Here is a 24,280-nt window from a genome sequence, read left to right as displayed (position 1 = left end):
AGGCAAGATGGTCTGCCATCAGTTGACGCGGCCATTCTTTCCGGTTGCGCCGATTTTCCCTTTGAAATCAAAAGCGTAGCATTTTTACAGGCGCAGCGCCGAAACTTTCCCGCTGTCAAAGAATAAATTTGTAAGCAATTTCAATTGCATGTATTTTGCATAATCGCTGTTAATCAGTATGATTATATTTGATTAACAATGAGGCGTTTATGGAAACCAAAGTAATCACGGCACATGTGCCACTGCCTCTCGCTCAGAAGGTGGATGAATTGGCCGGTCGACTTGATCGTTCGCGTGGCTGGATTGTAAAGCAGGCCTTGTCAGCATGGATCGACCAAGAAGAAGAACGGCATCAACTGACGCTTGAAGCGCTTGCCGACGTGGATGCCCGCAACGTCATTGACCATCATGCAGTCCGGACCTGGGCAGCAAGCCTTGATACAGAAAAGCCGCTGCCCTTTCCGCGTTGATGCAAATCGACTGGACCATAGCAGCGTTGTCCGATCTGGCGCGGCTCTACGATTTCCTGCAGCCGCTCAATCCCAATGCGGCTGCCCGAACGGTGCAATTGCTTACTGCCGCGCCAGAGCAATTATTGCTCCATCCACGCCTCGGCGAGGAACTGGAAGAATTTCAACCTCGCGAAATTCGCCGTATCCTCGTTGGCCGGTATGAGATGCGCTATGAAATTCAAAGTAACTCGATTTATATCTTACGGATCTGGCACACGCGCGAGGATCGATAGCGGAGTCTCCACATTATTGGATCTGTCGCGTAGTCGCCTACGATCCTGGGCAGGTAGTTCGGGATAGGACTGGTTAGGACCTATCGCTCCCTTTGCGGACAAGCCTGGTCGCACTTCGGTGCTAGGTTAGCCTCTGCGTAGACTCAATCCCAATCTCAACCACCGCATTGCTGCTGCTGGAAACAGCTCGGCCTCGCCACGCCCCCATCCGCACGCATATGCCACCCTGCGACGAGGCGAGATCACTTGGCCGGACCCGTCACCGCCAAGCACATTGGACCGAGCGCACTGACGGAGGTGTAGCATCGCTTGCTCAAAGCCACGAGAACCGCGAAATCCCAAGGTAATCTCAGTTCCAACTAACGGCCATCATTGTCAAAATCTTCCTTGTGTTGACGTCTTCGCATTTTTAAAGACCCATAAGTGTCGAAGGGTTCTTACGCCGCACCACTGAGGCGCAGACCGACGACACCACCGACAACGAGAAGAATGCCGAGGGTCTTCTTCCAGTTGAGCGTTTGACCGAAGAACAGCACGCCCAGAACGACGATCCCGACGCCGGCCGCTGAGGTCCAGATGGCGTAACCCACGCCGACATCGAAGGTGAGAAGGGCAAGGCTGAGGAAGAACGTGGCGACAGCCCCGCTGAGCCTGATCCTACGAGCGGCCCGAGAGCACATTAAAAACCGCTGGCACGACATTGCGCGCCTCGTCCAGTTGTCTGCGGACGCTGGCATCGGGGCAGCCTTTCCCGCGTTTGCCGCCAGTATTTTTGAGAAGGGTATAGACGCCGGCTTCGGACCTGAGGAGCATTGCGCAATCGTAAAAATTCTCGGAGCGGCATAGCGTCATTGCAGATCGTCGAGGCTCTCCTCCGGAGACCTTAGGCCGATGCAACCGGCGCCGGGAAGGGCGATGCGAGCGTGGCTCCCCTTTGCCAGCGTTTCACTCGAAGGTGATCGGATTGCGGGTATCAGTCAATCTGGTTATTCGATTCTGCCGTATCGCTTCGCAATCTCTGCGACCGTATTCTTGCTGATAGCAAGATCATGGGCATCAGCTGATCCGACAGCGTGAGAGGATCATGAAACGCTTCAAGTCAGCGAGGCACCTTCAATGCTTCGTTTTCATCCACGACCCGATCACAATCTCATTCATATTCCCAGCCACGACATCCCAGCCATCATCGCGAGCTTCGAGCAATTGCCATGAGAAAATGGCACCAGGTCGCATGCCTGCGCTGAAGGTTGGCTTCGAAGCGTTAAGTTTACAATGCCGAATTTCCGCATACGATTGACACAAGCAAAACTATCTAGCTTACTGAGCAGACGTAACGGCGGGGATGGTGTGGAGGCCTCCATCGATGCGTTTGTGAGATATGCACGAGGACTCGCCTGCTCGGCGACCGATCAGCACTTTTCGTCAAACAAAGCTGAAGACTCTTTTCAGGCGTGGGGGAATAAAATCAATATGAGTTCCGTAGATAAGGCCGATCTCGTTTTGCATAGTGGCAAAATTTGGACTGGCTACGGCAATCCGATTGCGGAGGCAATTTCGGTCCTTGGCAACAAGGTGCTGGCCAGCGGGTCGAACACCGACATCAAGGCGTCGATCGGCCCGGATACCAGGGTAGTCGATCTGGCCGGGCGTTTTGCCATGCCCGGTCTGAATGATGCGCATCTGCACCTGATCTCGACGGGGCTCTTGCGCAGCAAGGTCGATGCGACACCGGATGCTGTGCCGACCCGCAGCATGCTGCTTGCCGCTCTTCAGGCGCGTGCCGCCGAAACGCCCAAGGGAGAATGGGTGACTGCGCGCGGATTTGACCAGACCCGTTATCCCGACGGCCGGATGCCCACGGCAAGGGAATTGGACGCGGCTTTGCCCGATCATCCGGTGTCGGTTACGCGTGCCTGCGGCCACGTCACGGTCGTCAATTCGCTGGCGCTGGCGCTGGCGAAGATCGATATTGATACCCCCGATCCGGATGGTGGGCTCATCGGGCGGGAAGCCGGAGAACTGACCGGAATGCTCGCGGAGAACGCCCAGAATCTCGTCTATAATATCCAGCCAACGCCTTCTCTTGCCGATATTGTCAGCGCTATCGAGACGGGCGGCCGTCACCTGCTGCAGTTCGGCATTACTTCCTGCATGGATGCGGCTGTCGGCCAGGTCGATGGGATGACCGAGATCGAGGCCTATCGGCAGGCCGAGGGTAGCGGCCGACTGCCCGTCCGGGTCTGGGCGACGCTGCTGGGTGATCCCGGTTCATCCATCGTTGAGCCATGCCATGCCATGGGACTCGTCACCGGCAGCGGTAGCGACATGTTCCGTATTGGCGGCGTGAAGATATTCACGGACGGCTCGGCGGGCGGGCGAACGGCCTGGATGCGCCGGCCCTATGTCGGCCAGCCCGACAATTTCGGTATTCAGATGCTGCCTGACGCCCAGTTGTTCGAACTGGTCGATCGCTATGCCGCGTTGGGCTACACGCTGGTCTGTCACGGCATCGGCGACGCGGCCATCGATCAGCTCGTACACGCCTATGAGCGCGTGCGTGCAGCTAATCCGCAACACACGAGCCGTCACCGGATCGAGCATTGCGGCTATGTCGATGATGCAATCAACAAGCGCATGTTGCAGGCGGGCGTTCTGCCCGCGCCGCAGCAGGCCTTCATCTACGATTTTGGCGACGCCTACGTCTCTGTTCTCGGAACCGAGCGCGGATTGGGCTCCTATCCGATTGGGACCTGGGATCGTCTGGGAATGAGGCCGTCCACCGGCAGCGATTCGCCGGTCTGTTCGCCCAATCCCTTCCCGGACCTTTATGCCATGCTGACGCGCAAGACGCACAAGGGCACGGTGATGGACGCGTCCGAAATACTGACGTACGAACAGGCTTTGCGCGTCTATACCGAAAATGGTGCCTATTCTCAGGGGGCGGAAAAGCTCAAAGGTCGGCTGGAGCCGGGTATGCTGGCAGACATCGCTGTGTTTTCGAGCGATCTCCTGACGGCCGAGCCTGAAAAAATACTGCGGCAGACCCACTGCGAGATCACGATCCTGGACGGGCGTATCGTCTATGACAGAGGTTGAGTCGTTCGTTAAGGCGAGTCCGGGTCCAACAGGAAGACAAGTAAAGAAACCACACAGGGAGGAAACTAGGATGTGGACACGATTTGGCCTGATAGCGGTGCTCGCGCTCGGAACGGCGAGCGCTGCGCTGGCGCAGAACACGCCTCCGAAAGACGGCGGGAGATTCGTTTACGTCGCGCCCTACGGCAATTCCATCACGTCGCTCGACATAACGGCGACACCGCATACGCAAGACGAGATCGTCGCAAAAGCGATCAATCGCTCGCTCTACGAATGGAACCCTGAAAGCGGCAAACCCGAACTTGCTCTGGCAGAATCGGTAGAGAAGTCGGCAGATGGCAAAACCTATACATACAAGCTCCGGGATGCGGCCTTTCACAACGGCGATAAATTCGACGCCGATGATTTGATCTGGTCCTACAACCGTCTGGCCAACCCCAAGAAGGCGCTGCCAGGTGCCGAGCAGATACTGCAGATCGCCGGCGTCGCCGAATTTCAGGCAGGCAAAGCCGATCATATTTCAGGGCTGAAGAAAATCGATGACAAAACGGTCCAGATCACCTTCATCAACCTGGCCGAGCCGGGCTGGAACCTGATGTCAAACTTTGCGCCGATCTATTCCAAGGACTATCCGGAAGATCAACTCCCTTCCAAGCCGAACGGCCTCGGCCCATTCAAGCTCGCCAACTACGTTCCAGGTTCGAAGATCGAGCTGGAAAAGTTCGACGACTATTACGAAGACGGCAAGCCCCATATAGACACGCTCGCCATCATGCTGATGGGGGAAGCGTCGGCTCGTGACGTCGCCTTCCGCAATGGCGAAATCGACACCAACGTTCTCGGACCTGTGCAATATGAAGCTTATGGCGAGGATCCGGCGCTAAAGGACCACGTCCTCGAAGTGGCGGAAGTCTATACCCGCAATATCGGCTTCAATCCGAACGTCGAAGCATTCAAAGACAAGCGCGTCCGGCAAGCGATCAACTATGCGATCAACAAGGATCTGATTGTCGAGAAGCTGCTGAAAAACAAGGCTTATCCCGCAGTCTCGTGGCTGCCGATTTCATCGCCTGCATTCGACAAGGATGCCGAACCCTATGCTTATGATCCGGAAAAGGCTAAGGAACTGCTGAAGGAAGCGGGATACGAAACCGGCCTGAAGTTCTCGGTCACCGCGACCTCGAATGAAAGCTGGGGCGTGCCGATCGTCGAGGCGGTCATCCCGATGCTGGCAAAGGTGGGCGTCGAAGTCACAACAGATCCTGTGGAAAGCTCGGTTCTGTCCGACAAGATCTTGTCCGACGCTTTTGAAGCCTATATCTGGTCGAACTCGTCAGGTCCTGATCCGCTGAAGTACTTGACCTGTTTTTATTCGAAAACCCCACAGACCGCCTGCAACTACGTCAAGTTTTCCAATGCCGATTTTGACAAGTTGATCGACCAGGCGGGCAACGAAACCGATCCGGCCAAGCAGAACGAATTGCTCAAGCAGGCAAACAACCTATTGCAGGAAGAGGCGCCGATCTGGTTCTTCAACTACAACAAGGCCGTGATGGCCTATCAACCGTGGGTTCACGGTTTAAAGGCCAACGCCATGGAACTGGCGATCCAGGACTACGAAGACATCTGGATCGACGACAGTGCACCCGCATCGCGCAAGTAGCGCGTAACTTGATTGGCGGGCGCGACCGACATATGCGGTCCCGCCCCCCTCACGGCGCCCGCCCATTGGAGACAGAACCCGCTTATGTTGCGCTTCATTTTTCGTCGCACGCTGCAGATGATACCGACCTTATTGGCGGTCGTCCTGATCATCTTTGTGATATTCAGCGTGGTTCCGGGCAGCTTCATATCAAGTTTAATGGCTGAAGGGCGCAACGCCACGAACGCGGATGTTATGGCGCATCTGAATGCACAGTTCGGGCTGGACAAACCTCTGCCTGTCCGTTTGTGGGACTATCTGTGGGGCCTGGCGCATTTCGACCTTGGAATTTCCTACCGGACCCGCGAGCCGGTGTGGAACGTGATCGAGCCACGGCTCTGGCCCTCAATGAAACTCGCACTGGCAGCCATGAGCTTTGCCGCAGGCATCGGTATTCCTCTGGGGTTTATCGCTGCGCTGAAGCCGGGCAGCTTGTTCGATACCGGCACGATGATGGTGGCGGTTTCGGGCCTGTCGGTTCCTGAATTCTGGCTTGGCTTGCTTCTGATGTATGTCTTCGCGCTGCAACTCGGCCTGTTGCCGAGCTTCGGCTATCAGGCCGGCAGCATCCTCTACGTCATATTGCCCGCCATCGCCCTCGGGGTATCGCCAATGGCACTTTTGGCGCGAACGACCCGCGCGGGCGTACTAGACGTGATGAACGCCGATTTCGTGCGCACTGCGCGCGCCAAGGGGTTGTCCGAACCGCGTCTGGTGCGCGCCCACGTGATCCGTAATGTGCTGGTCCTGATCCTGACCACGCTTGGCCTTCAGATCGGTTCGCTTATGGGGCAGGCGATCGTGATCGAGAAGCTGTTTTCCTGGCCAGGGGTTGGATCGCTTCTGGTCGATAGTGTATCGGCGCGTGACATTCCCGTGGTCCAAGGCACTGTCATCGTGATTGTGTTATGGTTCCTGGTCATCAACATGCTGGTCGATATCGCCTATGCGGTAATTGACCCGCGCATCAAGGTGGCTTGATCTATGAGGCTGCGCTTCAATTTAATCCTGGGACTAGTGCTGGCGTTACTCGTGGTCGTCGCGGCTATCAGCGCCAGCTGGATCGCCCCGTACGATCCCATATTCGACGCCGACCTGATGAATTCCGAGATGCCGCCGAGTTGGGATTATCTTTTAGGCACGGACGGACAGGGCCGCGATGTCTTTTCCCGCGTCCTCTATGGCGCAAGAGTATCGCTCACCGTGGGTCTTGTCTCTCAGTTGATCAATTCGTTCATCGGTACGGCACTCGGCGTTTCGGCCGGCTATTTCGGTGGCTGGTGGGACGATTTGGTGAACGGGCTGACCAATGTCATGCTGGCAATTCCGTCTCTGGTGTTCGCGCTCGCCATCATGGCAGTGCTGGGACCGGGCTTGCCAAGCCTTCTGATCGCGCTGGGCCTGACCAATTGGTCCTGGACCTGCCGCATCGCCCGCAGTGCCACGCTGTCGCTCAAGAACCAGGGCTTCGTGCAGGCCGCCAGGGCGGCGGGCTTCGGCGACATCAACATTATGCGCACGCAGATACTGCCGAACATCCTTGGTCCGGTCCTGGTCATCGCGACGCTCGGCATCGGCGGTGCGGTTCTGGCGGAGGCGGCGCTGTCCTTCCTCGGGGTCGGCATCCGTCCGCCGCAGCCGAGCTGGGGCAACATGCTGACTGATGCACGCGACCTGATCCGCACCGCCCCCTGGGCCTCAGTGTTCCCCGGCCTCGCGATCTTCGCCACGGTTCTTGGCTTCAATCTGCTCGGCGACGGGCTGCGCGACATGCTCGACCCCCATATGAGGACCCGGAAGGCATGAGCGTGATTCTTCCCGATCCGGTCCTGTCGGTGCGCGATCTGCGCATCGGCATCGGCATGCGGCACCAAATCCTGCATGGCGTCTCGTTCGACATCCTGCCTGGGGAAACCTACGGACTTGTCGGCGAGTCCGGCTCGGGAAAAAGCATCACCGGCCTGTCGGTAATGGGGCTGCTGAAGCGTCCACTTGGCGTAACCGGCGGCTCGATCCTCTTTCGGGACCACGACGTATTGAAGCTTGGCAGCCGCGCTAGGCGCCGCCTGCGCGGCGACCGTATGGCGATGGTCTTTCAAGAACCAATGACGGCGCTCAATCCGCTGATGACGATTGGCCGGCAGATCGCGGAAATGTTTGTCATTCACCGGGGCCTGGGGTGGCCGGATGCACGCAGGAAAGCCGTCGAGGCGCTGGAAAGCGTTCGCGTGCCGTCGCCCGCGGAGCGCGCCCGGTCCTACCCTCATCAACTTTCTGGAGGGATGCGCCAGCGCGTCATGGTTGCGATTGCGCTGGCCTGCCGTCCGGACCTTTTGATTGCAGACGAGCCGACGACTGCGCTTGATGTAACGGTACAGGCAGGCGTTCTGGAATTGATCGCTGAGCTTTGCACGGCCGAGGGAACAGCAGTGCTGTTGGTCAGCCACGATCTGGGTGTGATCGCCAATATGTGCCAACGCGTCGGCGTCATGGATCAAGGGCGGCTGGTTGAGGAACAGGATACCAGGGCCCTCTTTGAAAATCCGATGCATCCTTACACCAAGGGCCTGCTCGCAGCGCGCCCGCGTCTGGGCTCGCGAACGCTCGGCGAACGCGGTCGTTTGACCGAACTTGACCAGATCGTGACCGACGAGGAGCGTGGGCGAGACGTGCCGACGCTGACCACGCAGCGCGGCCTCCATCGGGAGGGGACCGCATGAGCACGCCCTTCCTGGAAATCCGCGATCTCAACGTCCATTTTTCACTGCCGCGCCAATCGCTTTTCGGACCGAAGCGGACACTGCGCGCCGTTCGGGGAGTTAACCTGACCCTGAACGAAGGAGAATGCCTGTCCATCGTCGGCGAATCCGGTTGCGGAAAATCCACCACCGCGCTGACCGTGATGGGCCTGCAAATGCAGACCTCGGGAGACATACTGTTCAAGGGAAATCCGTTGACGGGACCAGGCGCGCCCGGCAGAAAGGATCGAGCCCGTATCGCGCAGATGGTGTTCCAGGACCCCTATGCGTCCTTGAACCCGCGCCAGACCATCGGCGGTATGCTGTCCTCGCAGCTTGCCTTGCATGGTATCGCCAAGGGCCGCGAGGCCAGCCACCGCGTCGCCGAAATGCTGACGCGCGTTGGTCTGACACCGGATCATGCAAATCGTTATCCACACGAATTCTCGGGCGGGCAGCGCCAACGCATAGGGATTGCGCGGGCGTTGATGCTGGATCCGAAAATTCTGGTGTTGGACGAGCCGGTGTCGGCGCTGGATGTGTCCATCCAGGCGCAGATCATCAACCTGCTCATGGATCTGCAGGAAACGCTGGGTTTGAGCTATATCATGATTTCCCACGATCTGAGTGTGGTCGAGCATGTCAGCGACAGGGTCGCTGTGATGTATTTCGGCCAGGTGGTGGAGGAAGGCGACTGGCATTCGATTTTCAGCCACCCGACACACCCCTATACTCGTCGTCTTGTCGGCTCCGTTCCCGATCCGGATGCGGCCCTGACCGACAAGCGTGCCTTGCCGGAAGCTGCCTCCGTCCCCAACGCGACGCGCTTTTCGCCCGACATATCGCGTCGCCCGACGCCTGACGAAGATCCCGAGCCAAGCGAGCTTGTCCAGATTGGCAGCAACCACCGTGTCCGTCTTGCGCTATAGAGAGTTCCAATGAGGCTTACCGTCCTGACCGCCGAATTCATGCACGAGAGCAATACGTTCTCGCGCTGCCGAACCGACCTGCCGCAGTTCGAGGTAAACGCCCTGCACTACGGCGACGAGGCGATCCGCGTCCGACGTAACGCCAACACCGAACTAGCCGGGTTCATGGATGTGGCGGAGCGGGCGGGTTGGAACGTCGTTCACGCGATTTCGGCACACGCCGTACCCGGCGGCCGCGTAACGAAGGTGGCCTATTATCATATCGCCGGTGTTATTTTGGAGGCGGCGCGTTCGAACAAGAGCCGTCTCGACGGCGTGCTTCTCGGCCTTCACGGCTCGATGGTCCCGGATTTCTGCGATGACGGAGAAGGCTATCTACTGGGCCTCCTACGGACTGAGCTTGGCGCGGAGATTCCCATTGCGGTGACGCTCGACCTTCATGCCATGGTGTCCGAAGACATGGTCCGGGACGCGCAGATCCTTGTCTCATACAAGACCTATCCGCATGTGGACATGCGGAAGACCGGTGCGCATGCCGCCCGTATACTGGATCGCGCAATGAGGGGTGAAATCGCGCCGCGAACCGTCAGGGCGCATGTGCCGATGCTGGACGAAGCAAACTCCGGCCGCACCGACATTCCCGAAACGCTGGCGCTTTATGAACGTGCACGCGAGGCAGAGGCCGAGGGCTTGCTCGCGGTTTCCGTCAATTGCGGTTTCACGGGAGCGGATGTGGTTTGCGTCGGACCAACAGTGCTTGCGACCTATGACAGCCGAAATCCGGAAGCCGAGTCGTGCGCACGGCTTAGGGCGGAGGAACTTGCAGACCAGATCTGGAAAGGCCGGACCAAGAAGCGCACTCTTTTCATCGAAGTCGACGAGGCCGCCGCCGAGGCGCTTGCCTGGCGCGGCGACCAGCCGCTCGTTATCGCCGATTATGCAGATAATCCGGGCGCCGGCTCCTATGGCGACTCCACCGCGCTCTTGAAGGGCCTGCTTGATGTGGGGGTCAAAGGTGCCGTGTTCGCGCCGATGGTCGACGCCGAGGCAGCGGCGGAACTGCACCGTCACAGGCAAGGCGAAACCGTGAAGGTGACGTTGGGCGGCAAGGGTGACGCCAATTTCGGCGGTGGTCCGCTGACGGTGACAGGTGTGCTGTCCAGACTTTCGGACGGCGCCTATGTCGGCGACGGACCTATACAGGGCGGCCTTAGCCATAGTTTCGGACCCACCGCCGTAATCGAAGTTGACGGGATCGAAGTCCTGGTCGTTTCAGAAGCGCAACAGATGGTCGATCTTCAGCAATTGCGCGCTTTCGGAATAGAACCAACAGATCGCCGCGTGTTAGTTCTTAAGTCGATGCAGCATTTCAGAGCGGCATTTGAGCCGATAGCGGGCAGGATCATTATCTGCGATGCGGGCGCGCTGGCAACGCCGCGAGCGGAACGACGTCTCTATACCCGCACGCCGCGCCCACTCTGGCCGCTCGACAAGGACTTCGAGCGCGTCATACCTCTAGTCTCGTGACCCAATCTGTAGATGGCAAGTTTAAGGCACCAAGAACCATTCGGTGTACGGAAAAAATTCCTGTTCGCGGCAACGTCGGCGATATAGCATTGAAAATGTCACTACGTCCGTGACCGAGGTATTTACACGTGCAACCCGAAAACTGTCGACTGACGCAGCAACAACCCGCTCTGGCGCCCAGGTCTCTGCATCAGAAAACCAGGATCATGCCAACCCGTCTGTTGGGATCGAGACCTTTTTCAGCTTCGGAAGCGAGAATGTCCTGCAGGCGAGGCGAGCATTTCGACCTATCGAGGAGCTGGAACCCCAGCGATGCGTAAAATGGAGCATTGAACGGCGCAAACCGATCCGTCGTCAGCGTTGATCCAATCAGTCTCTTCGAGCGTCCCTCACAAAGCAGCGTCTCCATCAGCTTCCGACCCACTCCCTTCCTTTGCCAAAGAGGATGAACATCCATCTCGCCGATGTGTAGCCAGCCCTCTGTGACGTATCCGCCGCAGTAACCGACTGGCACATTATCCTGATCATAGGCTGAATAAAGTAAACCATCGTCAAGGTACTGCTTCAATTCATCCTGGCTGCTTGCCGAAGGTTCGCCGCTTACAGCATTTACGCTGCGCAGCGTCTCAAATGACGCCCGTTCGATCGCTTGCAGAGCAACGAAATCGTTATGGGTTGCCCGTCTGATTAACATTTCCGTTCGACCTCTTGCCAGTTTTTTAGATTGTGGCATCCCTTGTGCGGACAGGGAAGTCTCCCTTCGAGCCGACCGCACTGGGGATCTTCATAACGCCTCTACATGGGACCTTAGCTTTTGGTTGTAGGCGGTCTGCGTTAGAAAATCGTTCACGAACGCATCTTTGTCTACTTTGCCAAATCCGACCGAACGGCTCTTATTCTGCCCCTTACAAAAATGGCCGTTGCAACACTGTCGTACAAACTCGAGTTCTCATGACAGCAACGTGGATCCCCCCTCAGTCATCAGCATGATTGTTCGCTATGCGCGGTGCTCGGCTTGCTGCGATCACAGGCAATTGTGTGCAAATGCTGCTCGGTAAGTGTTCACGCTATGGTTTGGCATGATCTTGACGCTCGTTGGCACTTTCGCCCGTTGCCGTTTCAGATTGACGTACGGCATAACGCAGCCAACCAAACCGGAGCAGAAATGGCCATGTCGAATACAGAACTTCTAAGAGCAGTGCAAATCTATTTCGATGCCCTGTATACCTGCGACTTAGTTTTGTTTGACCAAGTTTTCGATAAACACTGCAGTCTTTTTGATGCCGACGAAGGGGTGATCGCGGTTGATACCATTGCCCGGTACCGCAACGTCATCGCCAAACGGATTCCACCATCAAGCAAGGGACAGATACGGGAAGACGAAATTATTATGATCGACTGGTTATCGAAAGTCTCTGCTCTCGTCAAAGTCAGGCTGCGCATCCATCAAAATGTTTTTCTCGATCATCTCTGTTTCGTCAAGGGAGTCGAGGGTTGGCGCATTGTCGCCAAAGTTTGGCATCTCGAAAGTGTCAGAGATCCAGCATTATAAGCGACGGCAAGGCTCAGCTGGGTCGGGCATTTGGTTCGACCCTGTCGTTGTACATCGCTGATTGTGAAAGGTCCAAATGAGCGATAGCTGGCGATATCGTGGTCACGCCGGCCAATGTGGCACACCGATTTAGAATCCCACTCCGGCCGCCGTTGGATCGACATTCGCGCCAATCCGTATTTAGGACGGCGTGGTTGTAGAACAATATTCGTTGGTCAGGCGTGACAACCTGACAGCGCTGCTGAAATCACTATTTGTTACCCCTCGATGCCCGAGGTGCGGGCGATGAAACACTCTGCTCTGATCCACAACATCTGGAGGAAGTTCAGGAGTTCAGGTCGACTCCCCACCTCGGGCTTCGCTCGGAAAGCAACTGGATTACTGCGGCTGATCAAACATCATGTCTCGTATAAAGATCCACTGTGAGCATAATGAGCAAGGCCTCCGCCGATAGTTATTGCACTCTATGGAAGAACTAAGAGGGTGTTTGGAATTAAGGTTTTTCCAGGCGATTGAGCACGAGCCGGTCGTTACTGCCTGAGAAGGAGCCAGACCAACGCCTGCGAAGGATATCAGCTCAACCAATAGGCAGAAGTGGCGGCGCTGCACCCGCTCAAAAAATGATTGGGCGAAATACTTGCGTCGAATTGCCTGGCCTCTTGATTCGTCAACGATTTTTGTTTTGGCAACTTATCTGCTCCTAAAACAACCCTTTCAAGTAAGCTTGACGCTCCGATACGATTTGAAACAAAAAGGGAACGTCAACAATTTTTGGAGGCATGAAGTCCTGTTTAACGCGAGCCGGAGAGGTCCGGGAACGATGTCACACGCCTTCAATCCTCGGGTTATTGAGGAGTTGAGCGACCGTATCGCTCACCTTGTAGGTAGCACTGAAAAAAGGCCATCGTGCTGTCCGTCGGTGTTCGCGAGATGGATGATCGTTTGCCAGGAGGCGGCCTGCCTTACGGAGCTCTCCATGAGATCGCTGGTGGCGGCCGGCACGGTTGTCGGAGCGGCAGCCGCAAGGCCCGTTGGCACCAATCTGAAACTTTTCGGGGTCTGGAGGGTTTTAGCTGCATAAATCTTTGGAGATCATCATGTCCACGTGCGAACTCATCGATACCGGCACCGACAAACGCTACCTCCGGCGCGACGAAGAGGGCAAGTTCAAGGAATCCGTTGACGTCGGCCGATCCCACTCTGCCGACAAGCGTCACCAGGCGAAGAACGACGCCAAGCCCGGCGAGAGCGACCAAAAGTCCAAGTGAAAATCGCGACCTACAACGTCAATGGCGTCAACGGCCGCCTCCACGTCCTGCTCCGGTGGCTGGACGAGACGAAGCCGAACGTTGTCGTTCTCCAGGAGCTGAAGGCGCCGGATGCGAAATTTCCTGCCAAAGCCATCGAAGCTGCCGGCTATGGTGCGGTCTGGCATGGACAACAATCCTGGAATGGCGTCGCCATCCTGGCGAGGGGCCAGAAGCCGCACCTCACACGGAAAGGTCTTCCGGGAGAGCCAGAGGATGAACAGAGCCGGTTTATCGAGGCCATCGTGGACGGCGTGGTGGTTGGCGGACTTTATCTTCCGAACGGCAATCCCTATCCCGGCCCGAAGTTCGACTACAAACTCCGTTGGTTTCGGCGTCTACATGAGTATGCCGCCGAATTGCTGGACCTTGAAGTACCCGTGGTCCTGGTCGGCGACTACAATGTCATGCCGACGGAATTGGACGTCTACAAGCCGGAACGCTGGACGGACGATGCCCTGTTCCGCATTGAAGTTCGAGAAGCCTTCCGAGATCTGGTTGATCAAGGCTGGACAGATGCACTGCGAGAGATGCATCCCGGAGCGCGCATCTACACGTTCTGGGACTATTTCAGGAATGCCTATGGACGGGACGCCGGCTTGAGGCTCGACCATTTCCTGCTCAGTCCCGACCTTGCCGAGCGACTGAAAAAGGCTGAGGTAGACAAGCATGTCCGCGGCTGGGAGCACACCAGCGATCACGCGCCAGTCTGGATCGAACTATCAGACAAACAGGTCAAACGGAGGAAAACGAAGTGATTGATGACTGGCGCGACGAATTTCGAAGCGGTCTGGCGAACCTGGTCGATCAGGCGGTCGTTTCCGGATTCAGGCAGGCCGATGTCTTCAAAGCCATGATCGAAGAAATAGAGCGTTCGCGGATTGCGAATGAACGTGATCCCGATCCTGCAGACGATGTGTCGGAAGAGGCAGTCGAAGAGCCGGCAAACGATTGGCCCGCCGCAGGTGCCTGAGTAAGCCGCGCTGCAGAATTGTCTTGAGAAACACCTTCGAATAACGGGGTCGGCGGTTCAATTTTGTTCAAGGCATTTGAAGTGAGATTTCCAATGCGTCAATTACTCGTCTTTGCGGCAGCTGAACTAACGCCATCAATGACGAGTTCCGACTGTCCGCTTCGGCGACACTCAACAGGAAAGCGGACATCGAAGTTTTTGCCAACGGAGTCTGAGTAGGGCTCACACGGGTTATTGATCATCGCAAAAGCACGCCGGAAAGGTCCAACTTTTGCAAAAGAGATTTGCGGCGAGAATCCTCGGACGCTTTCGGGAAAACCAACGTGCCGCAGAAGTCAGAATATTCGCGACGATCCGTCAAAGTCAGCCCTTGACGGCAGCTTATGCAATGGCCGGTTCACCTGGCAGAGCACGTAATCCCGGCACTGGTGAAACCAGGATGATGAGAAACTGGATCAAAAACCCACACGTTGCCACGAATAGACAAGCCGCAACGCCGAAATAGGTCGCCACCAGGGCGCCGATTGCGGCCCCAAGTGGTCTTGAACCATAAGTGGCTGTCATGATGAGGGCCGAAACGCGACCAAGCATAGCGTTGGGCGTAACCGCTTGGCGTAGCGTCATCGTCGTGATGGTCCACAGGATTGGTCCGATTCCAAACAGGAAAAAACTGACACATACCAACCAGAATGAGGGAAACCACAGAGTTAGCAGCATGATGCAGGCTCCACAAAATCCTCCGAGCGGCCCCAGAACAATCATGGCACCAATCGAGAGGCGCCGGGCGAGGATGGGCACGATCAAGGCTCCTACAATCATGCCGACGCCATCAACTCCCAACGCAATGCCAACCTGAGTTGCACTCATGCCCAGATTCTGGACAGCATAGGCAACATAGACAGCCATCAGAACCACCCACGCGGTATTGAAGAAAATCGCAGTCAACAGGATCGGAAGCAAGAACTTGTGATGTGCAACGAATGCTGCTCCTTCCTTCAGGTCTTGTAGCGGATTGCTGAAAGGGCGTGACGTTACATTGTCTTTTGGGATGTTTGCCAGGTACAGCGCCGCCAGAATGGAAAGTACGGTTGCAAGCACATAGGCAGTAGAGGCGCCGGTCCAACCGACCAATGCCCCGCCGAGAGCTGGGCCAGCGGCAAAAGCGGCGCTGCGCACCAACTCAAGCCAGCGATTCGCATCGCCAAGTCGTGCACGGGGTACAATTAAGGGAATAATCGCGGGAGCCGCCACGCTGTAACAAACCGTCCCGATAGCCCCGATGAAGCCGAGGACCGCGAGCAGCGGTACATTCAGCAGCCCAAATGTCAAAAGCAGCACAATTACCATAAGTGAAAGACTGCGCAGAACCTCCGATCCCAGCATCAACGTTCTGCGCGAGGCGCGATCAACTGCCAGCCCGGCCGGAATTGAGAGCAACAAAAAGGGAAGGGTTTGTGCCATTTGCAGCCAGCCTGTTTCAACCGGTCCCGCACCAAGCAACAAAACGGCAGCCAAGGGAGCGGTTGCCAATGCGATCTGTTCGGAAAACTGTGCAAAGAGATTCGACCAACCAATGCGTCTGAATGCAGAGGGTAGCGGAACAGTCTGAAAGGAGTGGGACATGGATATCCTCAAGTTGAATGCATGAGGACACATGACCTGATCTACAGAGCCGCAAGCCACCCGTTTCTTGCGGTTAAATTCTCTTTGTCGCAAATCTTCCACAAACTGTCTAAAAACCCGGAGTAGGCGTCGACGATATGCATGAGTTCGATGCGATGTCCAGGGTCGTTTACTTGCTTCCGTACATGTCCCTCCAGTGGCTGGTCGGAAACGACTGTGAACCCGGCGCTCTCTAATTGACAGAAGCATTGCCGGAGCGCCGTAGTGCTCGGACACGAGGGATGCCGCAAGCGATACCATCACAGCTATGGAGGGCCGGGAAAGATGGTGCGAAGGTATGCGGGAAAAATGGTCTTCACCATCTGGTCGCGGGCGGCAGGTTCGGTCGTGAGGTTCTGGGTGTCCTGATTATGGCGGGAGGGCGGCGCGGGTTTTTCCGTACCACCCCGGTTTCTCAGTTGAGATCGGCGGCGCGCTGGGTGTTGACCGTCTTCTGCGCTTCGCTGACGGCCGACCCGAAGAGGTCAAAGACTTCCTGTCCGCGCGTTACATTGCCCTTGAACCACTCGAAGACCGGTTCGACGGCTGCCTTGAACTCCGCCTTCTCGCCATCAGTGGGAACGTAGACCTCGCCGCCAGCCTTGGCGAATTCGGCATAGGCACCGATCTCCTTGCGCTTGGGGCTGGCGAACGTCGCCTGCTGGAGGGCTGCGAACCCGTCAATCACGATCTTGCGCTGGTCTTCGCTCAGTTCGAGGAAGCGGTTGTTGGACATCCACCAGAAGGCGCCCATGTAGCTGTGGCCGTCCAGTGTCAGGTACTTGAGGCCTGCATCCGGAAACTTCATGCTCATGATGTCGGTGATGCCGTTGGCGGTTCCTTCCACAACGCCGGTCTGCAGCGAGGTGAAGAGTTCCGGCCACGGAATGGGCGTCGGCGCGGCACCCACGGCGGTGGTGATCTTCTGCGGCAGGTCGGCCGGAACCGTGCGCATCTTCAATCCATTGAGGTCGGCAGACGTTTTGACGGTCCGTTGTGTATTGGCATAGTTGCGCCAGCCGCCGGTATTGCCGATCGTCATGAGACGGATCGTGTTGTCACTGTCTTCAAGCGCCATGTCCCGCAGCTTCCGGGTGAAGTCGCCTTCCAGAACTGCCTCGGCCACGCGGTCGTCGCTCATCAGGTAGGGCAGGTCGAGAACCTGGATATAGGGGAACAGACCGGCTGCGCCGCCGGAGGTTGAGATATAGATGTCGATGGAGCCGTCTCCAACGCCCTGAAGGCACTCCTCGCCGGTCGCGCAGAGCTGCGTTCCGATGAAGAGTTCGACCGCGATTGCGCCATTGGATGCGTTCTCGATGTAGTTCTTGAAGACCACGAGGCCATCGTAGTCCTCGTCGTTCTCGTTGGAATTGGCGCTCGCCCGCAGGGTGATGTCGGCGGCATGCGCCAGCGTCGTTGCAGCCATCACCAGCGAACTGGCGACCAGAAGTGTTTTCATCAGATGTTTGAGCATTTTGTTCCTCCCTTATGTCTCAATCTCTTGTTTCGGTTCAATCGATAAACCCTGCCAGACGGGGAACCGTCAGGCTTATTGCGGGGAAATAGGTAATCAGGAAAATGGCCACCACCTCGACCAGCAGGAACGGAAGCGTCGCGCGGGCGATCGTCTCGACCCTCAGGCCCGAGACGGAGGAGGTGACGAAAAGCACGAGCCCCATGGGTGGCGTCAAAAGACCGACGGTCAGGTTGACCGCCATGATGATGGCGAAATGGACCGGATCGACGCCGAGCGATGTGAAGATCGGCCCGAGGATGGGTCCGAGAATGATGATCGCCGGGCCGGCATCCAGAAACATGCCGACGATGAACAGCAGGAGGTTGATCAGCAGCAGCAGGATCAGCGGATTGTCCGACAGTGTCAGGATGAAGGCTGCCAGCATTTCCGGCGTGTGCGCGAGGCTGGCGACAGTCTTGAAGGCCATCGCCGCGCCGACGAGCAGCAGGACGACGGCCGACGTCATGCCGGCGCGGATCAGGATGTCGGGCATGTCGCCGGCGCGAAGGCTGCGCAGCACGAATACTCCGATCAGCGCCGCATAGCCCGCGGCGATCGCGGAGGCTTCGGTGGGGGTGAAAATGCCGCCGAGAATGCCGCCCATGATGATGACCGGGGTCATCAGCGGCCAGAAGGCCTTGAGGCTGGCATCGCCGCGCTCCTTCCAGCTTGAGCGCTGGGTGGCCGGCGGCAGGTTCTCCCGGTTTGCCAGCAGGCGTACGACCACCATCAGACTGACGCCGATGAGGATGCCCGGCACGATGCCGGCCAGGAAGAGGGCGGCGACGCTCTCGCCCATGACATAGGCGTAGATGATCATGATGCCCGACGGCGGAATGATCGGCCCGATGATCGAGGACGCGGCCGTGACGGCCGCGGCAAAGCGGCGCGAATATCCCTGCTTTTCCATGGCCGGGATGAGCATGGAGCCGAGCGCCGAGACATCGGCGACCGCGGAGCCCGAGAGGCCGGCAAAGAGCATCGACGACAGGATATTGACATGGGCAAGGCCGCCGCGCAGATGCCCGATGACGGCCTGCGAGAATTCGACCAGCCGGAGGGTGATGCCGGCCCTGTTCATCAGTTCGCCGGCCAGCATGAAGAACGGAATAGCCATCAGCGGGAAGCTGTCCATGCCGTTATAGACATTGCGGTAGAGCAGCACGATGTCGCGCTCCTGGCCGTTCAGCCAGAGCAGGATGGCGGGTGCGGCGATGAGGCCGAACATGACCGGCAGGCCGAGCATCAGGAAAACGAGGAAAAGCGGCAGGAACAGTCCCAGCATCATTCAGCCCCCAGGGTGGTGCTCATCGGAATCGGAAGCAGTCGCGATGCGGCGCCGAAGAGGCTTGCGACGCACCGCAGGATCAGTTCGATGTTCACGGCAAACATCACGGTCACGCCGGTTGCCAGCGATGCCATCATCCAGCTTCGCGGCACCTTCATCCATTGCGCTAGGTCGAGCGACACGGGGATGCTGAGGGACGGCATGGTGAAGCGTCCGCCAAGTCCTGTTACCTCGTTCCAGCCGATGCGCAGGCCCCACCACAGGACCACTGCGGATATGAGGAGAAGAACAAGGTTGAGGATGGCTGCAGGCAATCTCGGAAGAACGGAGACGATCAGCTCGATGCTGACGAAGCCGCCGCGGCGGAAGGCCGTCGGCGCCATCAGGCCCGTCATCCAGAGCATCAGGAAGCGGGAAAGCTCCTCCGTCCACGGCAGGGCGTTGCCCAGGGCGTAGCGGAAGAGAACCTGAACGAGGATGACGATGACCATGACGCCAAGGCAGGCGCCGCCGAGCCACCGGCCGATCGTCAACAGGGTGGCATTCACTCTGCCAAGAAGTCCGGCAGCCGCCAGAAGTATGTCCATATAGTCCTCCCGGGCGCATCCGGCTTCTCCTCCGAAGCTGGATGTGCCAGCCTCATGCCATCTGAGCGAAGCGTCCGAAGCTCCCCTTCGAAAAGCAGAGCGGTTCACCCTCCCGGTGTGCCGCCCGCAGGACACGTCCGAGAAGGATCGTGTGGTCGCCGGCATCATAGCGGTCGGCGCGCGCGCATTCGAAGCGGGCCAGCGTGCCCCTGATCACCGGCACGCCTTCGGAATTTTCCTGCCATTCGATGCCGTCGAAACCGCGTCCGCCGCGTGTGAAGCGAGCGCTGAGTTCGTTCTGGTCGGCGCTCAGGACGTGGATGACGAAATGGTCTGCGGCCGTGAACAGTCCATGACGGCTGGAACTCTTGGCCGGTGACCACAGGACCAGGGGCGGATCAAGGGAGACGGAGGCGAAACTGTTGACGGTCATGCCCGAGGGACCCTCCGGCCCGGACACGGTGACGACCGTGACACCTGTCGTGAAACTGCCGAGTGCGTTGCGCAGCGACCGGGCGTTGGTCGGTTCGGGTATGAAGAGATGTTCACTGTTCGAAGTGGCAATATTGGCAGCCATCATCACGCGACCTCCTGTCCTGTCGCCAGAGTGTAGAGTTCAAACCAGGTTTCCCGGTCCATCTCGATCCTCGCCGCCTCCGCGATCCGCGCGATGCGATCGAGCGTGTTGGTGCCGAGAACCGGTAGGATCCGCGCCGGATGACGCAGCAGCCAGGCAACTGCGGCCGCTCCCGCATCCGTTCCGAATGTGGCGCCGAGCCTTTCCAGCGCGGCGATCAATTCGCCGTTCGATGCCGAAAAGAGCGTTCCGCCGCCGAGTGGTGACCAGGCCATCGGCGGGACCTTCCGTTCCTGCAGAAAGGCCAGATCCCCGTTGGTGAAGGCTTCGGTGGCAACCAGGCTCATTTCGATCTGGTTGGTCGCAAGCCGCGTCTGCATGGCCGATTGCAGCAGCGAGAAATCGAAGGGCCGGAAATTCGAGACGCCGACGGCTCTGACCTTGCCGGAGGCGACCAGCGCATCGAGCGCCGAACCGGTCTCCTCGGCATCGATCAGCGGATCGGGGCGATGGATCAGGAGCAGATCGACATGATCGGTCGCCATGTCGCGCAGCGAAGCCTCGACGGAGGCCGTGATGTGGGTACGGGTCGTGTCGTAGTGCTTGACGCGCGCGCTCGCATGTCGGCCGGCCGGCGCGATGATCCCGCATTTGGTGACGATCTCGATCCGCTCGCGCAGATGCGGTGCCGCGCGAAGGGCGCCGCCGAGAATGGCCTCGGCGGTATAGCCACCGTAGATGTCCGCCTGGTCGATCGTGGTGATGCCCTGTTCGAGGCAGCGCTCGATCTTCGCCTGAACATGTGCCGGCGACGTGTCGGCATCATCGCCGATGCGCCACATGCCGTAGACGAGGCGGCTCAGACTCAGGTCGGGGGAAAGGGAAATGCGGTCCATCAGCGGCGAACTCCTTTGCCAAGCGGGGTTGCCGGCGTTTCATCGGGAACGCGGCCGTATTCGTGCGGGAGAGAGCAGGTCTTGAGCTGAGGCAGAACCTTCGTGCCAAAATGCCCAGCCTCGTCGAGATGTGGGTATCCGGACAGGATGAACGCGCGGATGCCCATTTTCCGGTAGGCTTCCAGCTCGCTGAGGATGCGATCGGTGGAGCCGACGAGGGCCGCGCCGCAGCCGGAACGGGCCCGGCCGACACCGGTCCACAAGTTCGGCTCGATATATCCGAACTGGTCGGCAAGTTCGCGGGCGCGGGCCTGATGCGCGACGCCGAGCGAAATGCTGTCATGGGCCCGGTCGCGAATGAGCTTGCCATATTCGTCGTCGAGCCGGGAGACGAGATGCTCGGCATATTCGCGGGCTTCCTGTTCCGTGTCGCGCACCACCATGTGGACGCGCAGGCCATAGTCGAGCGTGCGGCTATGGGCCTCGGCGCGCGCGTGGGCGGCCTTCATACGGCCGGCAAGGGCCTCGCGGGTTTCCGGCCACATCAGGTAGACGTCGCATTGCGCGCCGCACAGTTCGAGTGCGTCGGGAGAATAGCCGCCGAAATAGAGAAGCGGGCCGCCATTCTGCTGGTAGGGCCTTGCCGGGTCGGTGGAAACGCCCGTGAAATTGTAGATCTCGCCGTCGTGATCGATCGTGTCGCGGGTCCAGGCCTGACGCAGGATTTCCACCACTTCATGGCTGCGCCGGTAGCGATAGGCGCTGTCGGCGGTCTCGCCGGGAAAATCCGAACTGATGACGTTGAGCGTCAGGCGGCCCTTGAGCATGTGGTCGAGCGTGGCGACTGTGCGCGCCAGCATGATCGGCTGCATCTCGCCGCAGCGTATGGCGGCCAGGAAGTTGATGTCGCTGGTCAGCGGCGCGCAGCCGGCAACGAAGCTCAGCGTGTCCTGTCCGACCTGGTAGGAGGACGGGCAGAGAATGTTGCGGAAGCCATGCTTCTCCGCCGTTTTCACGATGTCGGAGCAATGCTCGAAGCTTGAGCGCAGCGCGCCGTCAGGGACGCCGAGATAGGCGTAGTCATCCGAGCAGAGCGCTGCGAACCACGAAACTTCCGCGGCGTCCAGGTCCGCCGATGTCACAGGGACGATGCTCATAAATCTCCTCCGGTGCTGCAATTTCCTCTTGCCTATCATTCGCATTGATGTAGATCAATGGTGTATCAATTTTTTCTGCGCAGCGTCGCGACGGTTTCGGAGCCCATGAATCAAACGAACGGAAGTCTGCCAATCTATCTCCAGATCACGGAGCTCCTGGTGCGCGATATTGCGGCCGGCCGGCTGATCGACGGGGAAAAGCTAGCGCCGGAGCGGGACATGGCGGAAAAACTGGGCATCGCTGTCGGGACATTGCGCAAGTCGCTTGCCGAATTGCAGGCGCGCGGGCTTCTGGAGCGGGTTCAGGGCTCGGGCAATTACGTGCGCGCGATCAGCGATCCGCAGAGCGTCTATTCGTTGTTCCGGCTGGAGCTTCTGGGCGGCGGCGGCCTGCCGACGGCGGAAGTCCTCGATGTCGCCCGGCTGGAAAAGCCGGCGGAGCTGCCGGAATTTGGCACGTCCGCACAGGGGCACCGGATCCGCCGTATCCGGCGGCTGAGCGGAAAGATCGCCGCGCTGGAGGAAATCTGGCTGGACGGTTCCTTTGCCGATGTAGTGACGCGCGAGGATCTTTCGGAATCGCTCTACCTTTACTACCGGACGCGGCTTGGCCTGTGGATCGCGCGGGCCGAAGACCAGGTCTATCTGGACAGCGTGCCCGACTGGGCGCCCGAGGTCTTCGCCAAGCGGCCGGGCGCCCCCATCACCCATGTCCTGCGCATCAGCTATTCTCAGGACGGAACGCGGGCCGAAGTATCCCGCACTTGGTTCGATCACGATGTCGCGCGCTATGTGACGCGGCTCAAGTAGAGAGCAGAGAGGAAGACGGTCTTGACACCCAGTTACGGCATTATCGGTTGCGGCATGATGGGGCAGGAGCACCTGCGCAACATCGCATTGCTGCCAGAGGCATCGGTCGCCGCGATTTTCGAGCCGGACCCCGCCATGCGGGCGCTGGCCGCCGAAAATGCGCCGGGTGCCCTGCTGGCGGACAGCATCGAGGCGCTTCTTTCGGTGCCGGAGGTGAACTGCCTGCTGATAGCCAGCCCCAACCATCTCCATGTGCCGCAGATGGAGGCGATTGCGCGGATCCGGCCGCTGCCGGTCCTGGTGGAAAAGCCGCTCTTCACGGCACCTGCCGATGCGGCGAAGCTGGAAGCATTGCGCCGCGTTTATCCGGCACCCATCTGGGTGGCGATGGAATACCGCTACATGCCGCCAGTGGCGCGCCTCATCAAAGAGGCGGATGCCGCGACCGGCGGCATCCGGATGCTGACCATCCGCGAGCATCGCTTTCCCTTCCTCAGCAAGGTCGGCGACTGGAACCGGTTCAACCGCAATACGGGCGGCACGCTGGTCGAGAAATGCTGCCACTTCTTCGACCTGATGCGCCATATCCTGCAATCGGATCCCGTCCGGGTCATGGCGTCCGGTGGCCAGGCGGTCAATCACCTCGACGAGCGCATCGGCAACGAGCGGCCGGACATCTGGGACAATGCCTATGTCATCATCGACTTCCAGTCAGGCGCCCGCGCAATGCTCGAACTGTGCATGTTTGCGGAAGGCGCGCGCTATCAGGAGGAAATTTCCGCGATCGGGCCGAAGGGCAAGATAGAGTGCCTGGTTCCGGGGCCGGGCCGCTTCTGGCCAGAGCACCTCGGAGAGCCGCCGGTCGCACAGGTGATTGTCTCGCCACGCGCGCCGAAGGGGCCCAAAATGGTGGAAATCCCCGTCGATCCGCGGCTGCTCGATGCGGGCGATCACAACGGATCGACCTTCTACCAGCAGCTCCGCTTCCAGCGCGTGGTCATGGGATTGCAGGACGTCGAGGTCACGCTCGACGACGGCTGGTGGGCCGCGGCAATCGGCATGGCAGCCCAGAAATCCGCCATGACCGGGCGCGCAGTGGACTTTGACAGTCAGTGTTACAAGATGGCTATCTGATCGTTAATTCAGTGTATTTAGGCCACCACCGATGGCCGAACGACACGGGTGACCTTCCGAAATTCTGGGAGGGGGAAACTG

General features: G+C 58.7%; 24 protein-coding genes and 1 pseudogene. 16 read left to right on the top strand and 9 right to left on the bottom strand.

The window, feature by feature from the left end:
- Positions 1–209 precede the first annotated feature (209 nt).
- Complete coding sequence (locus ACYJL1_RS19130) at positions 210–470, top strand: CopG family ribbon-helix-helix protein (RefSeq protein ID WP_460898512.1); 261 nt, start codon at positions 210–212, stop codon at positions 468–470.
- Positions 470–745: a type II toxin-antitoxin system RelE/ParE family toxin gene (locus ACYJL1_RS19125; RefSeq protein ID WP_460898511.1), complete on the top strand. Its 276-nt coding sequence runs from the start codon at positions 470–472 to the stop codon at positions 743–745. Before ACYJL1_RS19130 ends, ACYJL1_RS19125 begins: the two co-directional genes overlap by 1 nt.
- Positions 746–1,182: 437 nt before the next feature.
- Here the strand turns inward: ACYJL1_RS19125 and ACYJL1_RS19120 are convergent, their stop codons facing one another.
- Positions 1,183–1,446: a DMT family transporter gene (locus ACYJL1_RS19120; protein ID WP_460899164.1), complete on the bottom strand. Its 264-nt coding sequence runs from the start codon at positions 1,444–1,446 to the stop codon at positions 1,183–1,185.
- 353 nt (positions 1,447–1,799) lie between these two features.
- Between ACYJL1_RS19120 and ACYJL1_RS19115 the strand changes: the two are divergent.
- The 8 genes and pseudogenes from ACYJL1_RS19115 to ACYJL1_RS19080 all read left to right on the top strand — a co-directional run.
- Positions 1,800–1,989, top strand: a pseudogene (locus ACYJL1_RS19115) (IS6 family transposase); the annotation flags it as partial.
- A 226-nt stretch (positions 1,990–2,215) separates the two neighbouring features.
- Positions 2,216–3,841, top strand: a complete 1,626-nt coding sequence (locus tag ACYJL1_RS19110; protein ID WP_460898510.1) for an amidohydrolase — start codon at positions 2,216–2,218, stop codon at positions 3,839–3,841.
- Positions 3,842–3,911: 70 nt separating this feature from the next.
- Complete coding sequence (locus ACYJL1_RS19105) at positions 3,912–5,504, top strand: ABC transporter substrate-binding protein (RefSeq protein ID WP_460898509.1); 1,593 nt, start codon at positions 3,912–3,914, stop codon at positions 5,502–5,504.
- Between the two features lie 84 nt (positions 5,505–5,588).
- Entirely contained in the window at positions 5,589–6,524 is a 936-nt protein-coding gene (locus ACYJL1_RS19100; protein WP_460898508.1) for an ABC transporter permease, read from the top strand.
- A gap of 3 nt (positions 6,525–6,527) precedes the next feature.
- Positions 6,528–7,349 (top strand): ABC transporter permease, encoded by an 822-nt coding sequence (locus ACYJL1_RS19095; protein ID WP_460898507.1) that lies wholly within the window; start codon positions 6,528–6,530, stop codon positions 7,347–7,349.
- Positions 7,346–8,263 carry an ABC transporter ATP-binding protein gene (locus tag ACYJL1_RS19090; RefSeq protein WP_460898506.1) on the top strand — a complete coding sequence of 306 codons (918 nt, stop codon included), beginning with the start codon at positions 7,346–7,348 and terminating at the stop codon, positions 8,261–8,263. Before ACYJL1_RS19095 ends, ACYJL1_RS19090 begins: the two co-directional genes overlap by 4 nt.
- Complete coding sequence (locus ACYJL1_RS19085) at positions 8,260–9,210, top strand: ABC transporter ATP-binding protein (protein WP_460898505.1); 951 nt, start codon at positions 8,260–8,262, stop codon at positions 9,208–9,210. The genes ACYJL1_RS19090 and ACYJL1_RS19085 overlap by 4 nt, the downstream gene beginning before the upstream one ends.
- Positions 9,211–9,219: 9 nt before the next feature.
- Positions 9,220–10,737, top strand: coding sequence for a M81 family metallopeptidase (locus ACYJL1_RS19080; RefSeq protein ID WP_460898504.1), 1,518 nt, complete (start codon positions 9,220–9,222; stop codon positions 10,735–10,737).
- A gap of 190 nt (positions 10,738–10,927) precedes the next feature.
- Here ACYJL1_RS19080 and ACYJL1_RS19075 read toward each other — a convergent pair whose 3' ends face one another.
- Complete coding sequence (locus ACYJL1_RS19075) at positions 10,928–11,431, bottom strand: GNAT family N-acetyltransferase (protein WP_460898503.1); 504 nt, start codon at positions 11,429–11,431, stop codon at positions 10,928–10,930.
- Positions 11,432–11,806: 375 nt separating this feature from the next.
- Between ACYJL1_RS19075 and ACYJL1_RS19070 the strand changes: the two genes are divergently transcribed.
- The 4 genes from ACYJL1_RS19070 to ACYJL1_RS19055 all read left to right on the top strand — a co-directional run bounded on the left by ACYJL1_RS19070 (position 11,807) and on the right by ACYJL1_RS19055 (position 14,569).
- Positions 11,807–12,289 carry a nuclear transport factor 2 family protein gene (locus ACYJL1_RS19070; RefSeq protein WP_460898502.1) on the top strand — a complete coding sequence of 161 codons (483 nt, stop codon included), beginning with the start codon at positions 11,807–11,809 and terminating at the stop codon, positions 12,287–12,289.
- 1,097 nt (positions 12,290–13,386) lie between these two features.
- A complete protein-coding gene (locus tag ACYJL1_RS19065) occupies positions 13,387–13,557 on the top strand; it encodes a hypothetical protein (RefSeq protein ID WP_460898501.1) in 171 nt (56 codons plus the stop codon).
- Positions 13,554–14,354 (top strand): exodeoxyribonuclease III, encoded by an 801-nt coding sequence (gene xth / locus ACYJL1_RS19060; protein WP_460898500.1) that lies wholly within the window; start codon positions 13,554–13,556, stop codon positions 14,352–14,354. The genes ACYJL1_RS19065 and xth overlap by 4 nt, the downstream gene beginning before the upstream one ends.
- On the top strand, positions 14,351–14,569 hold the full coding sequence (locus ACYJL1_RS19055; protein WP_460898499.1) for a hypothetical protein: 219 nt from the start codon (positions 14,351–14,353) through the stop codon (positions 14,567–14,569). Before xth ends, ACYJL1_RS19055 begins: the two co-directional genes overlap by 4 nt.
- Positions 14,570–14,950: 381 nt before the next feature.
- Here the strand turns inward: ACYJL1_RS19055 and ACYJL1_RS19050 are convergent, their stop codons facing one another.
- The 7 genes from ACYJL1_RS19050 to ACYJL1_RS19020 all read right to left on the bottom strand — a co-directional run bounded on the left by ACYJL1_RS19050 (position 14,951) and on the right by ACYJL1_RS19020 (position 22,255).
- Positions 14,951–16,192 carry an MFS transporter gene (locus ACYJL1_RS19050; RefSeq protein WP_460898498.1) on the bottom strand — a complete coding sequence of 414 codons (1,242 nt, stop codon included), beginning with the start codon at positions 16,190–16,192 and terminating at the stop codon, positions 14,951–14,953.
- A gap of 454 nt (positions 16,193–16,646) precedes the next feature.
- Entirely contained in the window at positions 16,647–17,708 is a 1,062-nt protein-coding gene (locus ACYJL1_RS19045) for a TRAP transporter substrate-binding protein (protein ID WP_460898497.1), read from the bottom strand.
- A gap of 37 nt (positions 17,709–17,745) precedes the next feature.
- The gene (locus ACYJL1_RS19040; RefSeq protein WP_460899163.1) at positions 17,746–19,035 is read right to left on the bottom strand and encodes a TRAP transporter large permease; all 1,290 of its coding nucleotides are present in this window, start codon (positions 19,033–19,035) and stop codon (positions 17,746–17,748) included.
- A complete protein-coding gene (locus ACYJL1_RS19035) occupies positions 19,035–19,625 on the bottom strand; it encodes a TRAP transporter small permease (protein ID WP_460898496.1) in 591 nt (196 codons plus the stop codon). The genes ACYJL1_RS19040 and ACYJL1_RS19035 overlap by 1 nt, the downstream gene beginning before the upstream one ends.
- Positions 19,626–19,677: 52 nt before the next feature.
- Positions 19,678–20,205 (bottom strand): NADH-dependent FMN reductase SmoA, encoded by a 528-nt coding sequence (gene smoA, locus ACYJL1_RS19030; protein ID WP_460898495.1) that lies wholly within the window; start codon positions 20,203–20,205, stop codon positions 19,678–19,680.
- Positions 20,205–21,098 carry an aldo/keto reductase gene (locus ACYJL1_RS19025; RefSeq protein ID WP_460898494.1) on the bottom strand — a complete coding sequence of 298 codons (894 nt, stop codon included), beginning with the start codon at positions 21,096–21,098 and terminating at the stop codon, positions 20,205–20,207. The genes smoA and ACYJL1_RS19025 overlap by 1 nt, the downstream gene beginning before the upstream one ends.
- Positions 21,098–22,255, bottom strand: coding sequence for an LLM class flavin-dependent oxidoreductase (locus tag ACYJL1_RS19020; RefSeq protein ID WP_460898493.1), 1,158 nt, complete (start codon positions 22,253–22,255; stop codon positions 21,098–21,100). Before ACYJL1_RS19020 ends, ACYJL1_RS19025 begins: the two co-directional genes overlap by 1 nt.
- 105 nt (positions 22,256–22,360) lie before the next feature.
- On the opposite strand from ACYJL1_RS19020, the gene ACYJL1_RS19015 reads away from it, so the two are divergent.
- Positions 22,361–23,065, top strand: a complete 705-nt coding sequence (locus ACYJL1_RS19015; protein WP_460899162.1) for a GntR family transcriptional regulator — start codon at positions 22,361–22,363, stop codon at positions 23,063–23,065.
- A gap of 21 nt (positions 23,066–23,086) precedes the next feature.
- Positions 23,087–24,199 carry a Gfo/Idh/MocA family protein gene (locus ACYJL1_RS19010; RefSeq protein ID WP_460898492.1) on the top strand — a complete coding sequence of 371 codons (1,113 nt, stop codon included), beginning with the start codon at positions 23,087–23,089 and terminating at the stop codon, positions 24,197–24,199.
- The last annotated feature ends 81 nt before the right edge of the window (positions 24,200–24,280 follow it).

The organism is Phyllobacterium sp. K27 (assembly GCF_054796155.1).
This window is presented reverse-complemented; position numbering and strand designations above follow the sequence as displayed.